Raw genomic sequence first — 17817 nt, 5'->3', positions numbered from 1 at the left:
TTTAAAAACAAACTAAAATTTATATTTTATTTATTCTTTTTATTTCACTCTTTATCTTTTTACTTACTTTTTCTTTCAGCGTTTCTGAAAGGGAATGCAAAAGTAAAACTTATTTTTTAAACTACCAAATTTTATTTCTAAAATCTTTAAAGTTTTTTTTTCGCTTTAAATCCTTTACTACACTTGTCTCTTTTCCCTCGTTTGGGAGTGCAAAGGTAAGAACCTTTTTTAATTCTGCAAACTATTTCTATAAAAAAATAAGACTTTTTGAAACTTTTTTAGGCTTTAGTTTGTTACCTCAAATTTTTAAAGAAACCAAACTATTGATTACAAAGGAGTTGTGATTTTAATAAAAAATTATTGATTAAATATTTACTTAAGACTAAATCATTATTTTCTTTTAAATGATACGTATTCTGATTAATGATATAGATAATATAAGCCAATTGTTACTTATTATACAGAGACAAGAGTTTTAGAAATCTGTTTAGAGAGTTTGACAAAACTATATATTCTTTAACATGTAGTCATCTCTTATTACTTTAGATAAGATTCTCATACAAGGTGTATCCCCTCGTTCATACATGTTTATTTACTAATACAATCTATCTTAAATGAAAATAATATATTGTGATAGCATAATTAACCCCCAAGTTATAGATGCTGATTATGAAACAGAACAGAAAGCTGCCAAAAATGCAGGTTTTGAAACTCACCTTTTGAGTTTTGAGAAATTAGAAGAGGGCAATATTAATTCTGCAATACATTTTATTTCAAAAAAAGAAGAAAAAGAAATGGCTCTTTATCGTGGTTGGATGGTGCAGTCTAAAACTTACGAATTGCTTTATAATGCTCTTTTACAGAAAAACATTCAGTTGATTAATTCACCAAAGGAATATGAACACTGTCATTATTTACCTAACTCTTATTCTAAGATAGAAAATCACACTCCTATTTCTAATTGGATGAAGCTAAATGATGTAATTGATTTTGAAGAAATTTATAAACTAACAAATCAGTTTGGAGAAAATTCTATCATTATAAAGGATTATGTAAAGTCTGAAAAATATCATTGGAAAGAAGCCTGTTTTATTCCCAAAGCATCAGATAAAGACAAAATAAAAAATAGTGTACAAAAATTTATTCAGCTTAGAGGGAAGCAATTGAATGAAGGTTTAGTTTTTCGTAAGTTTGAAGAGCTTGAGTTTTTGACACAGCATTCTAAAAGTAGTTTGCCTTTGACGAAAGAATTTAGAATTTTCTTTCTGAATAAGAAAATTGTAAATATTTTCAATTATTGGGATGAAGGAGAATATGGAGACACAAAACCTGATTTGAAAAAATTTACTCAAATTGCACAAGAAATAGATAGTAATTTTTTCACAATGGATATTGCTCAAAAAACAGATGGAGAATGGATAATTATGGAACTTGGAGATGGACAAGTTTCTGGATTGCCTGACAATGCTGATAAAAATGATTTTTACAAGAACCTAAAAAAAATGATTTACTAAAAAATTAGAATACTACAAAAGATGAAAACACTTTGGCTACATGGAATGGGAGGAAGTCCAAATCAAGAAAAAATAGATTTGTTGAGAAATTATGGATTTGAAATGCATGCTTTACATTTGGATTATGGTAAAGAACCAAAACGTTTTGAAATTTTGAAGGAGTATTGTTTGAAAAATGAAATCCAGTTTTTGGTTGGTTCTTCCTATGGTGGTTTTTTAGCTTTTTGGCTAAGTGAAGAATTGGCTATTCCTTGTTTATTATTAAATCCTGCTGTTTCTTTGAGAGGAAAAGAAAAAACCAAACCGAAAATTACAAAACTTGAAAGTTCACTTTGTATGGTGGCTGTAGGAAATCAAGACAAAGAAATTGATTATAAAAGAACTCTTTTGTTTATGGAAAAAGACAAACGAGAGGGAAAAGAAATCATTCCAAAAATAATAGAAGATGAAGGACACGGATTTACTATAGAAGCATTTGAAAAAATTGTAATTTGGGCAAAAGAAATTTTAAAAAGATAATATATGAACAAATTATTCAAACTGCTCACAATCATTTTACCTTTTGCCATACTAGCAAACGTAGGTTTGAAAATAGATGAATATAAAGAAATGATTCCACTTTTTACCATTATATTGGGAGGTTTTGGAATGTTGATTGGCTTTGCTGGACATCATTTTTCTGAATCTAAAAAGATATTTATAAAAGTGATTACACTAATTATAGTTCTAATTTTGTCTATAGGAATAAGTGTATTCGGATTTTTTGCGTTTATATAACTTTATTGAAAAACTCAACGAACAAAATAGTATGCAAGCCTAATTTCTGTTTCTGATTTTTTTTTAGTAGTATTATACTTTAAAAATAACACTGGCTTTCTAGCCTTTAATAAATATAAAATATTCAATACAATTCTTGCACAGACTAGAAAGTCTGAAATACACTATAAAAATATGACAAACGAAACCCTACAAACCAACTTTGAAACTTTAGCCGTTTCAAGTAAAGATAATATTGTAACATTACAATTAAATAGAGGAAAAGCAAATCCGATTAATCGTCAAATGATTAATGACTTACATACCTTTTTCGAACAGGCAACAAATGATGAGGATGTAAATGGTGTAATCATGACAGGAAAACAGCATTTTTTCTCTTCAGGATTAGATTTGAAACAACTCTATGATATGAATGAGGAAGATGTAAAAGAATTTTGGGTAGCTTTCATGAAAATGACAAAAGTAATTGCTTCTTTTCCTAAGCCACTCATTGCAGCTATTACTGGTCATAGCCCTGCTGGTGGTTGTGTATTGGCAGTTTGTGCAGATTATCGTGTGATGGCAGAAGGAAATTATATTATTGGACTCAATGAAATCCCTGTTGGAATTGTTGTACCAAAAGTAATTTTTGACTTATACGCTTTTTGGATAGGAAACAAAACAGCTTATCAATATCTTTTAGAAGGAAAGTTAATCAGTCCAAGTGAAGCAAAAGAAGTTGGGTTAGTAGATGAAGTAGTAGCTGCTGATAAAGTGCTTGCACACGCAGAAGAAAAAATGGAAGATTACGCTAATTTTGATGGAAAAACATGGTCTTTAAGTAAGTCGAATTTGCGTGGAGGAATGTTAGCAGGAATGAATATGGATAATTTGGACGAAATACTAGAACCAATGCTCAAACAATGGTGGTCGCCAAGAACTAGAAGTATTCTGAAAATGATTGTAGCTTCTTTGACAAAATAAAGAAAATAATTACGAATTATGAATTAAAAATTACGAATTTAATTTATTGATTATCAGTTAATAAATAAAAAATAGTAGTTTATTTAATTCTCATTCCTTAATAAAAAAAATATGTGGACAGAAAAAGACAATAAACTAACCAAAACATTCGAATTCAAGGATTTTCAAGAAGCCTTTGCTTTCATGACTCGTGTTGCCTTTTTAGCAGAACAACAAGGTCATCATCCAAACTGGAGCAATGTCTATAATAAAGTAGAAATTGAACTCACTACCCATGATGAAGGAAACACAGTTACAGCAAAAGATAAAAAATTAGCAGAAGCGATTGATAAAATTTAATATCTGTTTTCAAAAATGTATTGAAACACAAAAAAGACCTCCTATTTTAGAATAAGAGGTCTTTTTATATTACTTTCTGCACTTAATAGAAAGAAAGCTAGACTTTAGATAGTTTATACTCTACGAGTTTCCCCATCTGCTGTTACTTCTTCTACTTCTACTTTTGTTTCACGAACAGTATCTTTAATAGTTTCTTGACGTTCTTCGGCAGTTTTTCCAAGTCTTACCTCTTCTACTACACGAGCGTCTTTTGAAACAACTGCTTTTTCAGCATGCTCTGTTACTTCGATTTCGCTTTCTTTAAAGTTGGCAAAATCTGCTTCTGTAGCAGGACGATTTACTGGTTCACGTTCTACATAAACATGTTCTACACGCAAACGTACTGTTTCTTCTACTGGTTTTTCTACCAAATAACTACGCAATCTTGCGCCACGACCTGTTTCAGTATCACGTTTACCAACATGCATTTCTTCCTTGATTACTTTAGCTGATTGTTCGCCTTCTACATTAGCATATCCATTGTCTCTATACTTATTATAATGTTCTAAAGAATAATCTGTATAGTCATCTGAAATTGCTTTTTGATAATACTCATAATCACTTTCGATATCAATAGCTCCACAGTTATTCAATACTGTAAGTGCTTGTGCAGCTTCTTCTTTCGAATCTGCGTGTACTGTCAAAAGTGAATTACGTGCTGCTACATCACAATACATTGCTTTACGTTTTTCATCTTCATCATCTCCAAAAAGATTTTCAAAAAAACGTGTAATTGCATTTTCATTGTGATAGTCGTCATCATAGGTATAATCTTTACCTGCTGGACGTGCTGATAAATCTATGTCGTTTGCTTCAATGCCATTTTTCATCAATTGATTGGCTGCATATTGTGCTTCTTCTCCTGTTCTGAAAATTCCGATTACTGTGTTACTCATAATAAATTACGTTTAAAAAATTAAGTTTAAAAAATATATAAATAAAAATTAGACAAAGAGGTAGAGCCACAAGAGCATAAAATACCTCATTCTAATGTTTTTTCTGATTGTTTTCTTGATTGATAATTTAATTATTCTGAACGTTCTACCGAAACTTGTTCGGATTTCAACGTTACCTCTTCTGTATGAATTTCTTTATGTTGCGTTTTGTTAATGTGCAACTCTTCCACAAGAAGAATCTTTTTTTGAACCACAACTACTTCTTTCAAAACAGATACAATCATAGTATCTCCCTCATAGCGAATAGCTTGATGATTCACATCTACATACTCATTTTTCGGTTTGCGTTCTACACTTACCTCTGTATGCTTGATAGGAACTTCTACTGTGCTTTTTTCTTCATTTACTTTTTTAATAATGCGAATCTTACCCGATTCGATTACTTCCTTGTCTATATGAAGTTCTTCTTCTAAGACAGGAATAACAATTTCCTCTCCCTCTTCAAATATAGTAATATTCAAATCCTTCACATTAGTATTCTGCTTCTTGCGTCCTTCGTAAGCCTGAGCAGCATCTAATTTTTCTTTTAAATTTAGTGAAGAAATAGATAAGTCTTTTTCTGACTTATCCTGTTTTTCATTTGTTGAGTAGGTAGGCATAATTAATTAAGATAAAAAAATAAGAATTTTGAAAAAATAATTAAGAGAGCAAAAAAAAGTAATTGCCATCTTTATGAAATTCTTGCTATATATACAAATTTGAACTTGCTTTTGTTTGAATAAATTTAAAATTAATTGATTAAAATGATTAATTTATTCAACAGAAGCCTACTATTATTTCTATGAGTAGCTTTTTTATAAGAGAATATAATTTATGATAAGCCTATTATTTTTTCGTAATTTTACAATCGTATTTTGTGCTTATAGGGAAAAGACAAACCTTTTCCAGTTTAATATATCTGAAAATATTGGCTACAGGAAAATAATATATGCAACTTCTTCGATTAGAAATAAAAGGATTTAAAAGTTTTGGAGATAAAGTAGTCGTTCGTTTTGACGAAGGAATTACAGGTGTCGTAGGACCAAATGGCTGTGGAAAATCAAATATTATTGATGCCATGCGTTGGGTTTTGGGCGAACACCGTACTCGTCATTTGCGCTCCGATAAAATGTCAAATATTATCTTTAATGGAACAGCAAAAAGAAAGGCTGCTGATGCTGCCGAAGTTTCATTATATTTTGAGAATAATAGACAACTTTTGCCACCAGAGTATAAAGAAGTTTGTATTACAAGACGTTATACTCGTTCGGGTTCTAGTGAATATTTTTTGAATGGTACATCTTGCCGTCGAAAAGACATCACAAATTTGCTCATGAATACAGGTGCAACTTCTAATAGTTACGCCATCATTGAGCTAAAAATGGTCGATGATATTCTGACCGATAGAGAAGATGCACGAAAAGTGATGTTTGAAGAAGCTGCTGGTGTGGCTCAGTTCAAACAGCGTAAAAAAGAAACACTAGCAAAACTAGAAGCAACTTTATCAGATTTGGAACGTGTAGAGGATTTGATGCACGAAATTGATAAAAATATGAAAGGTTTGGAACGCCAAGCTCGGCAAGCCGAAAAATATTTTTCTACTAAAGAAGCCTACGAGAAGTTTAGTATTGCCCTTGCAAAACGTCAAGTAAAAAGTAATTCTGATGATTTTGTCGATTTGAATACTCAAATTAATGAGATTCTAGCACAAAAAGAAACACTCACAGCCGAACAAGAAAGTTTAGAGCAGTCTATTGAAGAGCAAAAAAATACAGCACAAGAACAAGAAAAAATTATTTCTGAAAAGAAACGTTATTTGTCTTCTCAGATAGAAAAAATAAATCATCTTCAAAACGAAAAAGTTAGAAATGAAGACCGAACTCAGTTTTTAAGTCGTAATCGCAATCAAATTGAAGAGCAATTACTGGAAGATGAAACTGGAACGAAACAAGCAGGAAGCAGTTTGGAGACTTTGCAACAAAATCTTGAAAGTCAAGAAAAGCAATTTCTAGAAACTCAAAGTATTTTAGAAAACTTCAAAAAGTCTCATTCAGAAGAAAAAGTAAGAACTGAAAATTTGCGCTCTGCCATGCAAGCAGCACAAGAAAAATTCAAAACACTTCAAAATGATATTCTCATTCTTCAAAAAGAAATTGAATTAAAGGAAAATCAACAAAGTGGCTCAAAACAAGAAAATGACCAAATTGCACTAGATTTTTCTGGACAAGCTGATGAATTGCAAATTACATTAAAGAAAGTACAGGAAATTGAAAACGAATTAAAGAATAGAAATAATGAAATTTCAGAACTAGAAAAAATTGAAGCTGAAAGAACACAAAAAATAAACTCGCTTACTACTCAAATTGAGTCTTTAAAAGAGCAAATAGGAACAAAACAGCGAAAAGAAAGCAGTTTGAAAGCTGAACAAAATCTTACCAAATCTCTAGTAGAGAATATGGAAGGTTTTTCAAACGCTCTTAAATTCTTGAATAAAAACGAAAGTTGGTCTGAAAAAGCCGTTTTATTAGCTGATATTTTCACAGCACAAGAAGAATATAACGATGCCCTTTTTGCAATTTTAGAGCCGTATCTTAATTTTTATGTTGTCCAAACAGAAGAAGAAGCACGAAACGCCATTTCATTATTGACAGAAAACGAAAAAGGAAAAGCAAACTTTTTTGTTTTGGATAAATTAGAAAATGTTATTCCAAATCTTCCTCCAATTGATAATGCTGTTGCAGCTTTGGCAGTTATTCAGTTTGATGAATCGTATAAAAAATTAGCCTATTCACTTTTTCATAATGTTTACTTTAGTGAGAATGATAATTCGAATAATGTTGAAGGATTTACGATTGCACTCAAAAATGGACAGTTTGTAGCTCGTAATGGTGGAAATTGGACAGGTGGAAAAGGAAAAGAAAATGCAAATCAGAATTCTCAACTTGGTAGAAAACAACGTTTGGAAGAATTGAATAAGGAAATTCTAACTTTAGAAGAAGAAATTTCTGTTTTAGAAAATCAAAGAAATGAATTTTTAGCTCAGATTGAAGACTTAAAAGAACAATCTCAATTTGATGAGCTTCGAAACCTTCAAAAAGAAACGAATACTATTTCGCAGCAAAAAATATCACTTCAAGCTAAAGCCGAACAAATGCAGGAAAACGTTAGGCGAAGCGAAGAGCGAAAACAAGCAGCGCAAGAGCGTTTAAGTGTTTTGGCAGAACAAATTGAAAAGCTAAAACCAAAAGTCAGTCAGAAAAAAGAAGAAGTAATCGAAGCCGAAAGAGCCTATTATGACTTAAATGATAAATATTCTACTCAAAATGAGCGTTTTCAAGAGATTGCAGAAGAATTGCAGGAAAAAAACATGTCTTTTATTCAGTTTGAAAGTAAATTAGAAAACCTCAAACAAGAAATAAAATTCAAACAAACTTCTTTACTTACAGGAAAAGAACGAATTACCCAAAGTCAGCAACAGCTTCAAGAAATTGCAGAAGAAGTAAATCAGCTTAAACAAAAAATTACGTTACAGATTGAAGAAATAACTTCTTTAGAGGAAATTAAAGCCGATTTACAAGGCGATTTATCCGAAATTGAAAGTCAGTTTTATAAGTTGCGTGAAGAAATAACGAGAGTAGAAAAAGTTATAAAGGAATTGCAAAGACAGCGTGAAAACTGCGATACCAGAACGATGTCTTTTCAAAACAAACTCAATGAAACAAAACTAAAACTAACAGCAACAAGAGAACGACTTTCAGCAGAATTTGAAATAGAACTTACAGACGAACTTTTGGAAGCCAAAACAGAAGAAGACGAACTCCCAGACGAAACATTAATCGATGAAATAGAAGCAGCAAAACGTCGTTTGCAACGCATAGGGACAATAAATGCCACAGCAAAAGAGGCTTATGATGAAATAAAAGGACGACATGATTTTATTACAGAACAAAGAAGCGACCTTTTCGACGCTCAAAAACTCTTAGAAGATACAATTGCAGAGCTTGATGATGCAGCCAAGACAGCCTTTTTAGATGCTTTTAATCAAATTAGAGAGAATTTTATTCGTGTTTTCCGTTCTCTTTTTTCAGAGGAAGATAATTGTGATTTGACTTTGACAAATCCTGATGACCCACTTTCTTCAAAAATTGAAATTATTGCACAACCAAAAGGAAAGCGACCTCTTACTATCAAACAACTTTCAGGAGGAGAAAAAACGCTGACAGCCGTTGCACTTTTGTTTGCGCTTTATCTGTTGCGTCCTGCGCCTTTCTGTATTTTTGATGAAGTAGATGCACCTTTAGATGATGCAAACATTGATAAATTCAATAGAATTATCAAGAAGTTTTCAGAAGAAGTACAGTTTATTATCGTTACTCACAACAAGCGAACAATGGTAAGTACAGATGTTGTTTATGGCGTTACAATGCCTGAAATTGGTGTTTCGAAAGTCTTGCCTGTGGATTTGAAGGGGATTTTGGTGGAGTAAAATTTTTAGAAAATTGATATAGAAATAATAAATATTTTATTTATTTTTGGATATAATTAATTTTTATCTAATTTACTTTCAAAAAATAATATGGACGCAAAATATCAATCTTTAATAAGAATACTAGAAACAACGGATAAAGAGTTAGCAGATAAATTAAGAAATGGAGAGGGAAAAATATCTGATGTGGTTTCTATTAGGTATGTTGCCCATGATTTAGATCGTATTGAACCTGTCCATTATTATATATACTTAGATGATCTATCTATTTTAGGCGATGTAGCTGAAGAACAAAAAGAAAGAATATTAAAAGCATTACAGACTATACATCCTACTAGAGTTAATGATTTTGAATATTCAATAACTGACGTTAGTTTTAGTGAAAAAGAAGCTAAGACTTTTAATAAAGAAGACCATAAAAAAATCTGTAAAGAAGTTCATACATATTTTTCTCAACTAGCAAAAGTTCCTCCTTTCTTTTTGCAGAAAGAAATAGACACAAAAATAATACAATATGCAGGAAGTATAGAAGCTGTTTACAGAAACTTTTTATTAGCTCATTTAAGAACTCTATATATTGATAATGGTGGATTAGTACAAGCAGAATCATTGCAAGTAGGAGGAAAAAGCGATGTAGCAATTCATATGCCTAATGGAGAATGTATATTTTTAGCAGAGATGAAACTTAGAAGTGGAAATACACTAATGAGTTGTATAGAACAATTGGATATATATTGCAATGAAAAAATCAAAAATTTAGCTGTAATCATATTAGAAGAAGGTACAGATTTGCAATACTCCAATGGAAAAGACGAGTTGAGTGGTTTTGCAGCTGATAAAGGTGGTATAGCTCATGGGGCTGATTCTAACTCCTTCTTTATAAATGGAATAAACCTTTTACGCTCGGATGACCCAGTAGAAAGAAATTTATTCATTTCAATTTTTCATACTCGTAGAGGAACTAATCCAGCTTAATTTTAGCATAAATTCTTATTTAAAATTATTTGTATGTTATTCCAATATCTTCTCATATGTTGAAAGTGAATTAGTAAGTGATTTGATTAAAAAAATGATATATTTGAGTAAAAAATTATGGCAAAAAAGCAAGAAGATAATGAACCTCAACACAGGGGAAGAATACAGGCACAAGGTGGAAATTTGGAAGAGTCAGAGTCTTGGTCGCAAGATAAACCTTTAACTTTAGAAGAAGGATTAATTTTACTAGAAAAACTAAAAGAAAAATTACCTAATAAAGAACTTTTATTGCGACAAACAGCTTTTGATAAAGCAAAGGATTTTATCGAACAAGCAGGCGAAAATGGAGGGATAGATGCTCAAGTTTCCAAAACTTTTAAAGTAAAGGGAACTCGTGATATTAGAGTTGATATTGAGGTTATTAAAGGTACTGCATTTCTTAGAATAAATATTATAGACCATGAAGAATAAAATTTTATATCAAAACTTTCTTAAAGATAATCGCATTTATTCCCTAACAAAAAATTGGTGGAAGAGAGAATTTTATAAGAAAATAATAGGCAAGGATTCAAAATTTGAAAAACAGATAGATTCAGAATGGATTTTTAATTGGCACAATGATGATTTTAATAATAAAAAAGAATTGAAAGATGGAAATCCTATTTTTACAGTCTTTTCTAAATCAAAACAAAAATTAGTTCGTATCATTCAAGAAGAAGTCGAAACCGATACTTTAGAAGATGCGATTGAAATAAGTGCTTGGATACAAAAAGGATTCTATCCAAAAGAAGAAACACCTGAGTTAGTTATTTCTTTGGAACTTAGCAGAAACTCCTCAAAAATTGCTTTTGACTGGATAAAAAAATGGTTTGATAATGAACTAGAAAATAAAGATTTAGAAATTGATTTTGACGAAAGGAACTCTGTTTCATTATAAATTAGAATTTTGAAAATTCTTAAAAAATATAGGCTAGAATAATTAGTTCTAGCCTATAAAAGCTCTTTTTATTTCCCCATCTTTCCAACAAAAGTAATTTCATCTAAATCTTTTCTAGGAGATTTTGGAGACTCTTTTTCTTTTAAGTCATTAGGAAGTTGTTCTTTATCTCCCAAATGACCTATTGCTACAAAACTAACAGGTTCAAAATCAGTGGGAATATCTAGTTTTTCTATTGCTTTTTCGCTCTCATAACCTGCCATGTGATGCAAATAAATATCCATTGACATCGCTTGCAAACTCATATTTCCCATAGCAAGTCCTACATCATGCCAAGAATGTTTGTTTGGTTCGCCTGTTTGCTCAAAGTTTTTTTTAGCTAAAGTAGCAACCAGAACAGCAGCATTTTTTGCCCAAACTTGATTGAATTCTGTCAGACAACTTACTAATCTATCGAAATTTTCTGTATCTTCTTTGCCTGCATAGACAAATCGCCAAGGCTGCTCATTAAAACAAGATGCTGCTTTTCCTGCTGCTTTGAAAAGTAGATTCAAATCTTCTTTGGAAATAGATTTTGATGAAAAAGCTCTTGGACTCCAACGCTCTTCAATAATAGGTAAAATGGAATTTGACATAAAATAAAAATGTTTTTTAGGTTAAAAAATGAAATATCACACTATTTAAATAAAAATGTGATGAAAAATGTTTAAAAGAATACAAAACTAAACAGCCATAGAAAAAGCAAATTACCAATCTAAAAGCTCATTTTGAAATTGGCATTTTGAAAGCCTTGTACATAAATTTGAAAGAGATTTTGGTAGAGTAAATTCAAATTTGGAACTTTCAACCTACTTTTTTTGGTATATTTGTCATACTAAAACATTCAAAAGAAAATTTTACGAGAAAATATCAAGAATAAGTTATGAAAAAACCTTCTGTTCCACAGGGAATGCGTGATTTTTCGCCCGAACAAATGCTCAAACGCCAATGGCTTTTTGATTCTATAAAAAAAGTATTTATAAAATATGGTTTCTTGCCTTTAGAAACACCTACCATGGAAAACCTAGATTCTCTGACAGGAAAATATGGTGATGAAGGTGATCAACTTCTTTTTAGAGTGCTTAATTCAGGCGATTTTTTGAAAGATGTACGCAAAAAAGAGAGTCAGAAAAAAGTAGAAGAATTAGATTACAAAGAAATTACAACAAAAGTAAGTAAGCGAGGTCTGCGCTATGATTTGACAGTTCCTTTTGCTCGTTATGTAGTTCAGCACCAAAGCGAAATTACTTTTCCTTTTCGTAGATTTCAGATTCAACCTGTTTGGCGTGCCGACCGTCCACAAAAGGGGCGTTATCGTGAGTTTTATCAATGTGATGCCGATGTGGTAGGTTCAGATTCGTTGATTAATGAAGCCGAATTATTACAAATGGCTGATGAGGTTTTTGAAAAATTAAATCTAAAAGTTACTATCAAACTCAACAGTAGAAAAATTTTGCAAGGTCTTTCAGAAGTTGTTGGTTTTCCAGAAAAAATGACAGACATTACTGTTGCGATTGATAAACTTGATAAAATCGGTTGGGAAGGAGTTTCTAAAGAACTCAAAGAAAGAGAACTTTCAGAAGAAGCTATTTCCAAAATAAACGAATTTGTAGAGTTTATGACTCACAAAAATACCAGTTTCAATCAAGAAAAATTAGATTACTTGAAATCATTCTTTAGTGGAAATGCAGCAGGAGAAGCTGGAATTATAGAATTAGAACAAGTACAACAATTTTTACAAGGAATTCCGTTTGTCAATAACTTGCAAATTGACCCAACACTTGCAAGAGGTTTAGGCTATTATACAGGCTGTATTTATGAAATAAAAGCAGACGAAGCCGAAATGGGAAGTATCGGTGGAGGTGGTCGCTACGATGACCTTACAGGAATTTTTGGTCTAAAAGGCTATTCAGGTGTAGGAATTTCTTTTGGAATTGAGCGAATTTATGATGTTTTAGAAGACTTGGATTTGTTTCCGAAAGAAATTTCAGAATCTACAAAAGTCATTTTCTTAGCCTTTGATGAATCTGCAAGAATTTGGAGTTTGCCACTTGTCAGAAGACTTAGAGATAGAAATATCGCTACTGAAGTTTATACAGAAAATAAAAATATCAAAAAGCAATTTGATTATGCCAATAAAAGAAATATTCCTTTTTGTGTAATTGTAGGTGAAAATGAAATGAAGACAGGAAAACTAGCTGTCAAAAATATGATTGAAGGTTCGCAAGAATTGATGTCTATTGATGAGTTGATTGAGAAATTTGTAGTATAAAAATCATTATGATGTCGTTGGTGGAGTCACCATAGCCGTAAGGTTAAAATTTTTATTGTAACTCTGTTCCGTAGGAATTTCATATTGTTAGAAAAAATGAGAATAAATAATTGTTCCTTGTTCCGTAGGAACTATATTGGTAGAATTTATGACATTTAAAGACGAAATGTTACCATTATGAAACTCCTACGGAGTAAATGAGGTTGTAGCTTTCTCTTTTTTCTACCAATATACAACTCCTAAAGGAGTAAATAACTCTATTTCATTTATAGCCTTACGACTATGGTGGAGACACCAACAACGGCAGCAAACAAAAAAATAACCTTTCAAAAACTATGTTTTTGAAAGGTTATTTTTTTGTTATTTCTTACCACTTATAACTAATCACTTACAACTTTTTATCGTACTCTCAAACGTCTTCCCAATCTCAAATTTGTACGTGTGCTGATTCCGTTAAGCTTACAGATAGATGAAATAGTAACGCCATACTGACGACTTATTTTCCAAAGCGAATCTCCACTTTTTATTTTGTGATAAACTACTCTTCTTACGCTGTGCGTTTCGTCAGCATCATCTTCTCCATCGTCTTCGTGTGTGTGTGTGCTGTTTACACGTGCGCCTAAGTGTTTGAAATTGGCAGCCGTTAGTTCAAAATCTTTTAATTTGATTTCATTTTTTTCAAAATCAAAAATAGTGGCTGGGTCTATTGAATTTCCTTCATAACGCATTTCAAAGTGCAAGTGAGGTCCTGTACTTCGTCCTGTGCTTCCACCTTTTCCAATCATCTGACCTGCTTTTACATAATCTCCAACTTCTACATCTGTTGCGCTGAGGTGTCCGTAAACAGTTTCTAGTCCATTGCTGTGCCGTATGACAATATGATTTCCAAATCCTCTACCGTATTTTTTTACCCGAATTATTCCATCAAAAACAGCATAAATAGGGTCTCCTGTATCCAAGTCTAAATCTGTTCCATGATGCCAACGATAACGACGATAACCAAAGTTTGAATTTATTCTATTGCTTGCCATTGGTGCAGACCAATACTGATTTTTTGCTGAATCATAAAGAGCTATCTGAACAGTATCTCTAAATTTAGAAGCATCAATTCCGTAAGGATTTACTGAATTTGAATCCCAAACTTTGTAATACTGGCGCATCGTAATCCAAACACAGTCAATTGCAATCTCTTCTGAAATCATGACAATATTACTCATCTTGACATTATCATAATTACTTGTGTCTTCTCTGAACAAACTTTTTCTAGCATTCATACTGATAGCAAGTGTATCTAAAAAAAGCGAGTATCCCCAACTTCCACCAAGCGTACTGAGTCGTAACATGGTTGTATCTGAGAGATTTAGAAGTGTGGCATTTGCAGGACGAAAGTTTTCATCATCATAGCTATCTCCACCAATAGAAGGTGCAGTTGTATTGATTACATCTGAGTTTTCTACTTTTTTTGAAGTCATTCCTTTTACAGAATCACTTTTGATTTTTCCATTTTCAGAAGCTGACATAAATAATGCAGAATCTACATTATTTTTTAAATTACCAAAAGCATCTATAGAATCGGTCTTTGAAATAGCTACATTTAATTTTAGAGAATCTATTTTTTCATCTTTTGTATTGTCTTTTGAAGCTATTTTTTCCGTTTTCTCTTTATCTATTTCTGTGTTTGTAGGAAGAATTAATAAGTTGGGAATAATGATAGTTTGAAAATCGCTTTGATTATTTTTATCTTTTTGTGTGTTATTTTGAGCTGTAGCGTTATTTTTTTGAGCTAAAAAAGTGAATAGAATAAAAAAGAAACTAACAAATTTTATTGCTTTATTATAATGTAAAGCATAATAAAATATTTTTTTTGAGTAATTATTCGAGTCCATTTGGGAAGATAATTGGGATTTAAGGCATAAAAATCAATAGTTTATCAAATAGAAATAGTATACATTAAAAGGGAAATTCTATTTTCATAAATTTTATAGAAAAACCTATTGTTTGGCTACAAAACTTATCTATTTTTTTATGAGTAATCATACCACTTATTTATTGAGTTATATAGTCTAAAAATCAATTTAATAAGTCCTTGAGAATATTTTTTTGTGAGTAGATAGTATCTAACGTAAAAAGCTATAAATAGAAATTAAATTTCTAAACAAGACCTTTTCAATATTTTTTATTTATTAAGGGAACTATTTTTTGATTAGCTACCTTATAAATGAATGCGCAATTTACAACTATTTTATAAACACTACCAAATATTCTTATTCATTTAATTATTTTATTGTACTTATCTGTTTTATAATAGGAATAAACTACTTTTTATTCTACGATTTTAATTTTTTAAGACTCTCAAAATAAATTTAAATCATGACAACTTGATTTTTCTTCCTATTAAAAAAGTATTTAGGTTTGCTCAAAAATCTATATTTTTGTAGATTAGTAAATTGTTCTTTCAAATAACAAGAAGCCTATGGAAAATAGAGATAATAGTAAGAAAGAAAATAATAGAGAAAATAATACTACTCTCCAACCTACTGAAAACATAACCCATTTAGTTTCTAAAAACTATGTGTATGCTGCTGTGCTTCATTATTTTGGAATAGATTTTTATAATCATGCTCATCAAACATTAGCACAAAGTTGTGCTGAAAAAGGAATTGATGCTGCACTTTTAATAAAACAATTAGAGTTAGCAGTTAGTAAAAACACTAATTCATCAAAAGCAATATATCAAAGTATCTCTCATTATCCTGTACAACTTGTTATTGATTATTTGAAGCATTCTCATCGTATTTTTATGCGTCGTAGTTTGCCTTATATGTCAAAACTGGTTTGTGATTGTGATAGTAGTGGATTTGAAAATCAATATAAATCCATTATAGGAGATTTAAAAATTGCTTTTCCTTTATTTGCAGAAGATTTTATTCATCATATTTTTGAAGAAGAAGATTCGCTCTTCGATTATATTAGTCTTTTAGACAATGCTTTTTATGGAAAAATACAAATAACAAAAGTATTTTACCCAATGAAAGAACATTCTATTTCACGTTTTTTACGTCAGCATCAACAAGATGACGATGAAATGAAAGGAATTAGAGAACTTACCTGTAACTATAAAATTACAGCAAAAACACCTCTTTTAATAAAAGTTTTATATGCAGAATTAAAAGATTTTGAAGAAGAATTGAAAATACATGCAGATATAGAAAATAGAATTTTACTACCCAAAGCTCTAAAACTAGAATTAAAATTAAAACAAAACATTGTAGAAAAGAGTAAATTTAATTAGGAATTGAAAAATTAAGCAATGAAAATAGATTTTCTAGTTTTAATCACTAAATATTCCTAAATCAGGTTTTTTCTATAATCCTTTAATTTTTTTTTACGTAAGTTGTAGATAGATGAAAACAAACTTAAAAAATTAGGAATATAAATTACATCACAAGTAAAAAAGATTAAGTTAATAAATGGGAAATCTAATATTACCACCTTCACTCACTCGTGAACTTCCTTATGCTGTTACTGCTCAACTTTCAGAACTCCCACAGGAAGCTCAACGAGAATTTTTTGAAGAATATAACCGAAATGCACGTACGACTTCCATAGGATACATTTTGCACTTGCTTGTCTTTGGGACACATTATGCTTATCTCAATCAATGGATTTTACAATTTTTATATTGGTTTACGGCAGGTGGTTTTGGTATTTGGTGGTTTATTGATTTATTCAGGATTCCCTCTATGATAGAAGCTCATAACAACAAAATAGCAGACCAAACACTTCGTCATGTGCTTGTAAAGTATCGTTATGGTCTCAAAAATCCTACAACAGCAGACTCTATTTCTTCCTCTTCTTATTCTTCTGCGAAAGGTTCACGTTTTATGCTTCGCACACCTTATGATTTACAGAAAAAAGATACTGGAAAAGATAATTCTATAAACTTAGAAAAACGCAGTATTAGCAAAATACGTCCAATTGCGCCTCGTATTTTAGATTCTCCAGAAGCTGACCCAATGCGATTAAGTATCATAAATATAAAAGCAGGATACTTAGTAGATTTTGATTTGACGACATGGGAAACTGTACAGGAATGGCAATACGATTGGGATAATGGAAATAGTGGAAAAGAGTTTCGCTTAGTAAATGAAAAAGAAACACTGCATTTGTACATACGAAATGAAGGTACTCAATTGCATACTATTTTAGCTAGAAAAGTAAATATTCATTCTATTGATAGGGAATTAGAAGAGGAAATTCAGACAAATTTACGTCCTCCATCAGTTCTAAATCATCAAGAGATAGATTATTTTAGAGAAAATACAAAAACAGGTTGGCGACACGAACTAACAGCCAAAACAAGTGCAAACAAGATCACCATTTGGGAATACTTTGATGAAACAATGACCTTTTTTATGCGTATTGAACAACTAGAAGGGCAAACTTACAAAGCAACTGTAGGAGAAGTGATTTCTCCATTTGAGTTTTCGAATGTTTTGCCAAAAGAATAGATTTTTTTTGTAACTTTAAGTAGAATTTAG

At 31.0% G+C, this 17817-nt stretch carries 15 protein-coding genes and 1 pseudogene; 12 read left to right on the top strand and 4 right to left on the bottom strand.

The annotated features are described in order from the left end of the window. Positions 1-614: 614 nt before the first annotated feature. From V9L04_RS12690 to V9L04_RS12670, 5 genes and pseudogenes are all read left to right on the top strand, one after another. The gene (locus V9L04_RS12690; protein WP_338790183.1) at positions 615-1514 is read left to right on the top strand and encodes an ATP-grasp domain-containing protein; all 900 of its coding nucleotides are present in this window, start codon (positions 615-617) and stop codon (positions 1512-1514) included. Between the two features lie 21 nt (positions 1515-1535). Beyond that, the gene (locus V9L04_RS12685) at positions 1536-2033 is read left to right on the top strand and encodes a YqiA/YcfP family alpha/beta fold hydrolase (RefSeq protein WP_338790182.1); all 498 of its coding nucleotides are present in this window, start codon (positions 1536-1538) and stop codon (positions 2031-2033) included. A 3-nt stretch (positions 2034-2036) separates the two neighbouring features. Then, positions 2037-2291: a hypothetical protein gene (locus V9L04_RS12680; protein ID WP_338790181.1), complete on the top strand. Its 255-nt coding sequence runs from the start codon at positions 2037-2039 to the stop codon at positions 2289-2291. Positions 2292-2465: 174 nt separating this feature from the next. Then, entirely contained in the window at positions 2466-3254 is a 789-nt protein-coding gene (locus tag V9L04_RS12675; protein WP_338790180.1) for an enoyl-CoA hydratase/isomerase family protein, read from the top strand. Between the two features lie 108 nt (positions 3255-3362). Then, positions 3363-3593, top strand: a pseudogene (locus V9L04_RS12670) (4a-hydroxytetrahydrobiopterin dehydratase); the annotation flags it as partial. A 113-nt stretch (positions 3594-3706) separates the two neighbouring features. Here the strand turns inward: V9L04_RS12670 and V9L04_RS12665 are convergent. After that, the gene (locus tag V9L04_RS12665; protein WP_338790179.1) at positions 3707-4528 is read right to left on the bottom strand and encodes a YsnF/AvaK domain-containing protein; all 822 of its coding nucleotides are present in this window, start codon (positions 4526-4528) and stop codon (positions 3707-3709) included. Positions 4529-4659: 131 nt separating this feature from the next. Beyond that, positions 4660-5187 carry a YsnF/AvaK domain-containing protein gene (locus V9L04_RS12660; RefSeq protein WP_338790178.1) on the bottom strand — a complete coding sequence of 176 codons (528 nt, stop codon included), beginning with the start codon at positions 5185-5187 and terminating at the stop codon, positions 4660-4662. A gap of 329 nt (positions 5188-5516) precedes the next feature. Between V9L04_RS12660 and smc the strand changes: the two genes are divergently transcribed. From smc to V9L04_RS12640, 4 genes are all read left to right on the top strand, one after another. Then, a complete protein-coding gene (gene smc / locus V9L04_RS12655) occupies positions 5517-9053 on the top strand; it encodes a chromosome segregation protein SMC (protein WP_338790177.1) in 3537 nt (1178 codons plus the stop codon). Positions 9054-9143: 90 nt separating this feature from the next. After that, positions 9144-10028 carry a hypothetical protein gene (locus tag V9L04_RS12650; RefSeq protein WP_338790176.1) on the top strand — a complete coding sequence of 295 codons (885 nt, stop codon included), beginning with the start codon at positions 9144-9146 and terminating at the stop codon, positions 10026-10028. A gap of 117 nt (positions 10029-10145) precedes the next feature. Further along, positions 10146-10499: a hypothetical protein gene (locus V9L04_RS12645; RefSeq protein ID WP_338790175.1), complete on the top strand. Its 354-nt coding sequence runs from the start codon at positions 10146-10148 to the stop codon at positions 10497-10499. After that, positions 10489-10965: a hypothetical protein gene (locus V9L04_RS12640; protein WP_338790174.1), complete on the top strand. Its 477-nt coding sequence runs from the start codon at positions 10489-10491 to the stop codon at positions 10963-10965. The genes V9L04_RS12645 and V9L04_RS12640 overlap by 11 nt, the downstream gene beginning before the upstream one ends. Positions 10966-11033: 68 nt before the next feature. On the opposite strand, the gene V9L04_RS12635 is transcribed toward V9L04_RS12640, so the two are convergent. Then, positions 11034-11600, bottom strand: coding sequence for a nitroreductase family protein (locus V9L04_RS12635; protein WP_338790173.1), 567 nt, complete (start codon positions 11598-11600; stop codon positions 11034-11036). A 287-nt stretch (positions 11601-11887) separates the two neighbouring features. Between V9L04_RS12635 and hisS the strand changes: the two genes are divergently transcribed. Next, entirely contained in the window at positions 11888-13276 is a 1389-nt protein-coding gene (hisS, locus tag V9L04_RS12630) for a histidine--tRNA ligase (protein WP_338790172.1), read from the top strand. Positions 13277-13674: 398 nt separating this feature from the next. Here hisS and V9L04_RS12625 read toward each other — a convergent pair whose 3' ends face one another. Next, the gene (locus V9L04_RS12625; protein WP_338790171.1) at positions 13675-15162 is read right to left on the bottom strand and encodes a M23 family metallopeptidase; all 1488 of its coding nucleotides are present in this window, start codon (positions 15160-15162) and stop codon (positions 13675-13677) included. Positions 15163-15749: 587 nt separating this feature from the next. On the opposite strand from V9L04_RS12625, the gene V9L04_RS12620 reads away from it, so the two are divergent. Together V9L04_RS12620 and V9L04_RS12615 are read left to right on the top strand one after the other, a co-directional pair. Beyond that, positions 15750-16568 (top strand): iron-sulfur cluster repair di-iron protein, encoded by an 819-nt coding sequence (locus V9L04_RS12620; protein ID WP_338790170.1) that lies wholly within the window; start codon positions 15750-15752, stop codon positions 16566-16568. 178 nt (positions 16569-16746) lie between these two features. Further along, the gene (locus V9L04_RS12615) at positions 16747-17787 is read left to right on the top strand and encodes a DUF4178 domain-containing protein (RefSeq protein WP_338790169.1); all 1041 of its coding nucleotides are present in this window, start codon (positions 16747-16749) and stop codon (positions 17785-17787) included. Positions 17788-17817: the final 30 nt, after the last annotated feature.

Origin of the sequence: Bernardetia sp. MNP-M8 (assembly GCF_037126285.1) — a bacterium.
Classification (GTDB): Bacteria; Bacteroidota; Bacteroidia; order Cytophagales; family Bernardetiaceae; genus Bernardetia.
The sequence above is the reverse complement of the archived record's forward strand: the minus strand, read 5'-3'. Positions and strand labels throughout refer to the sequence as shown.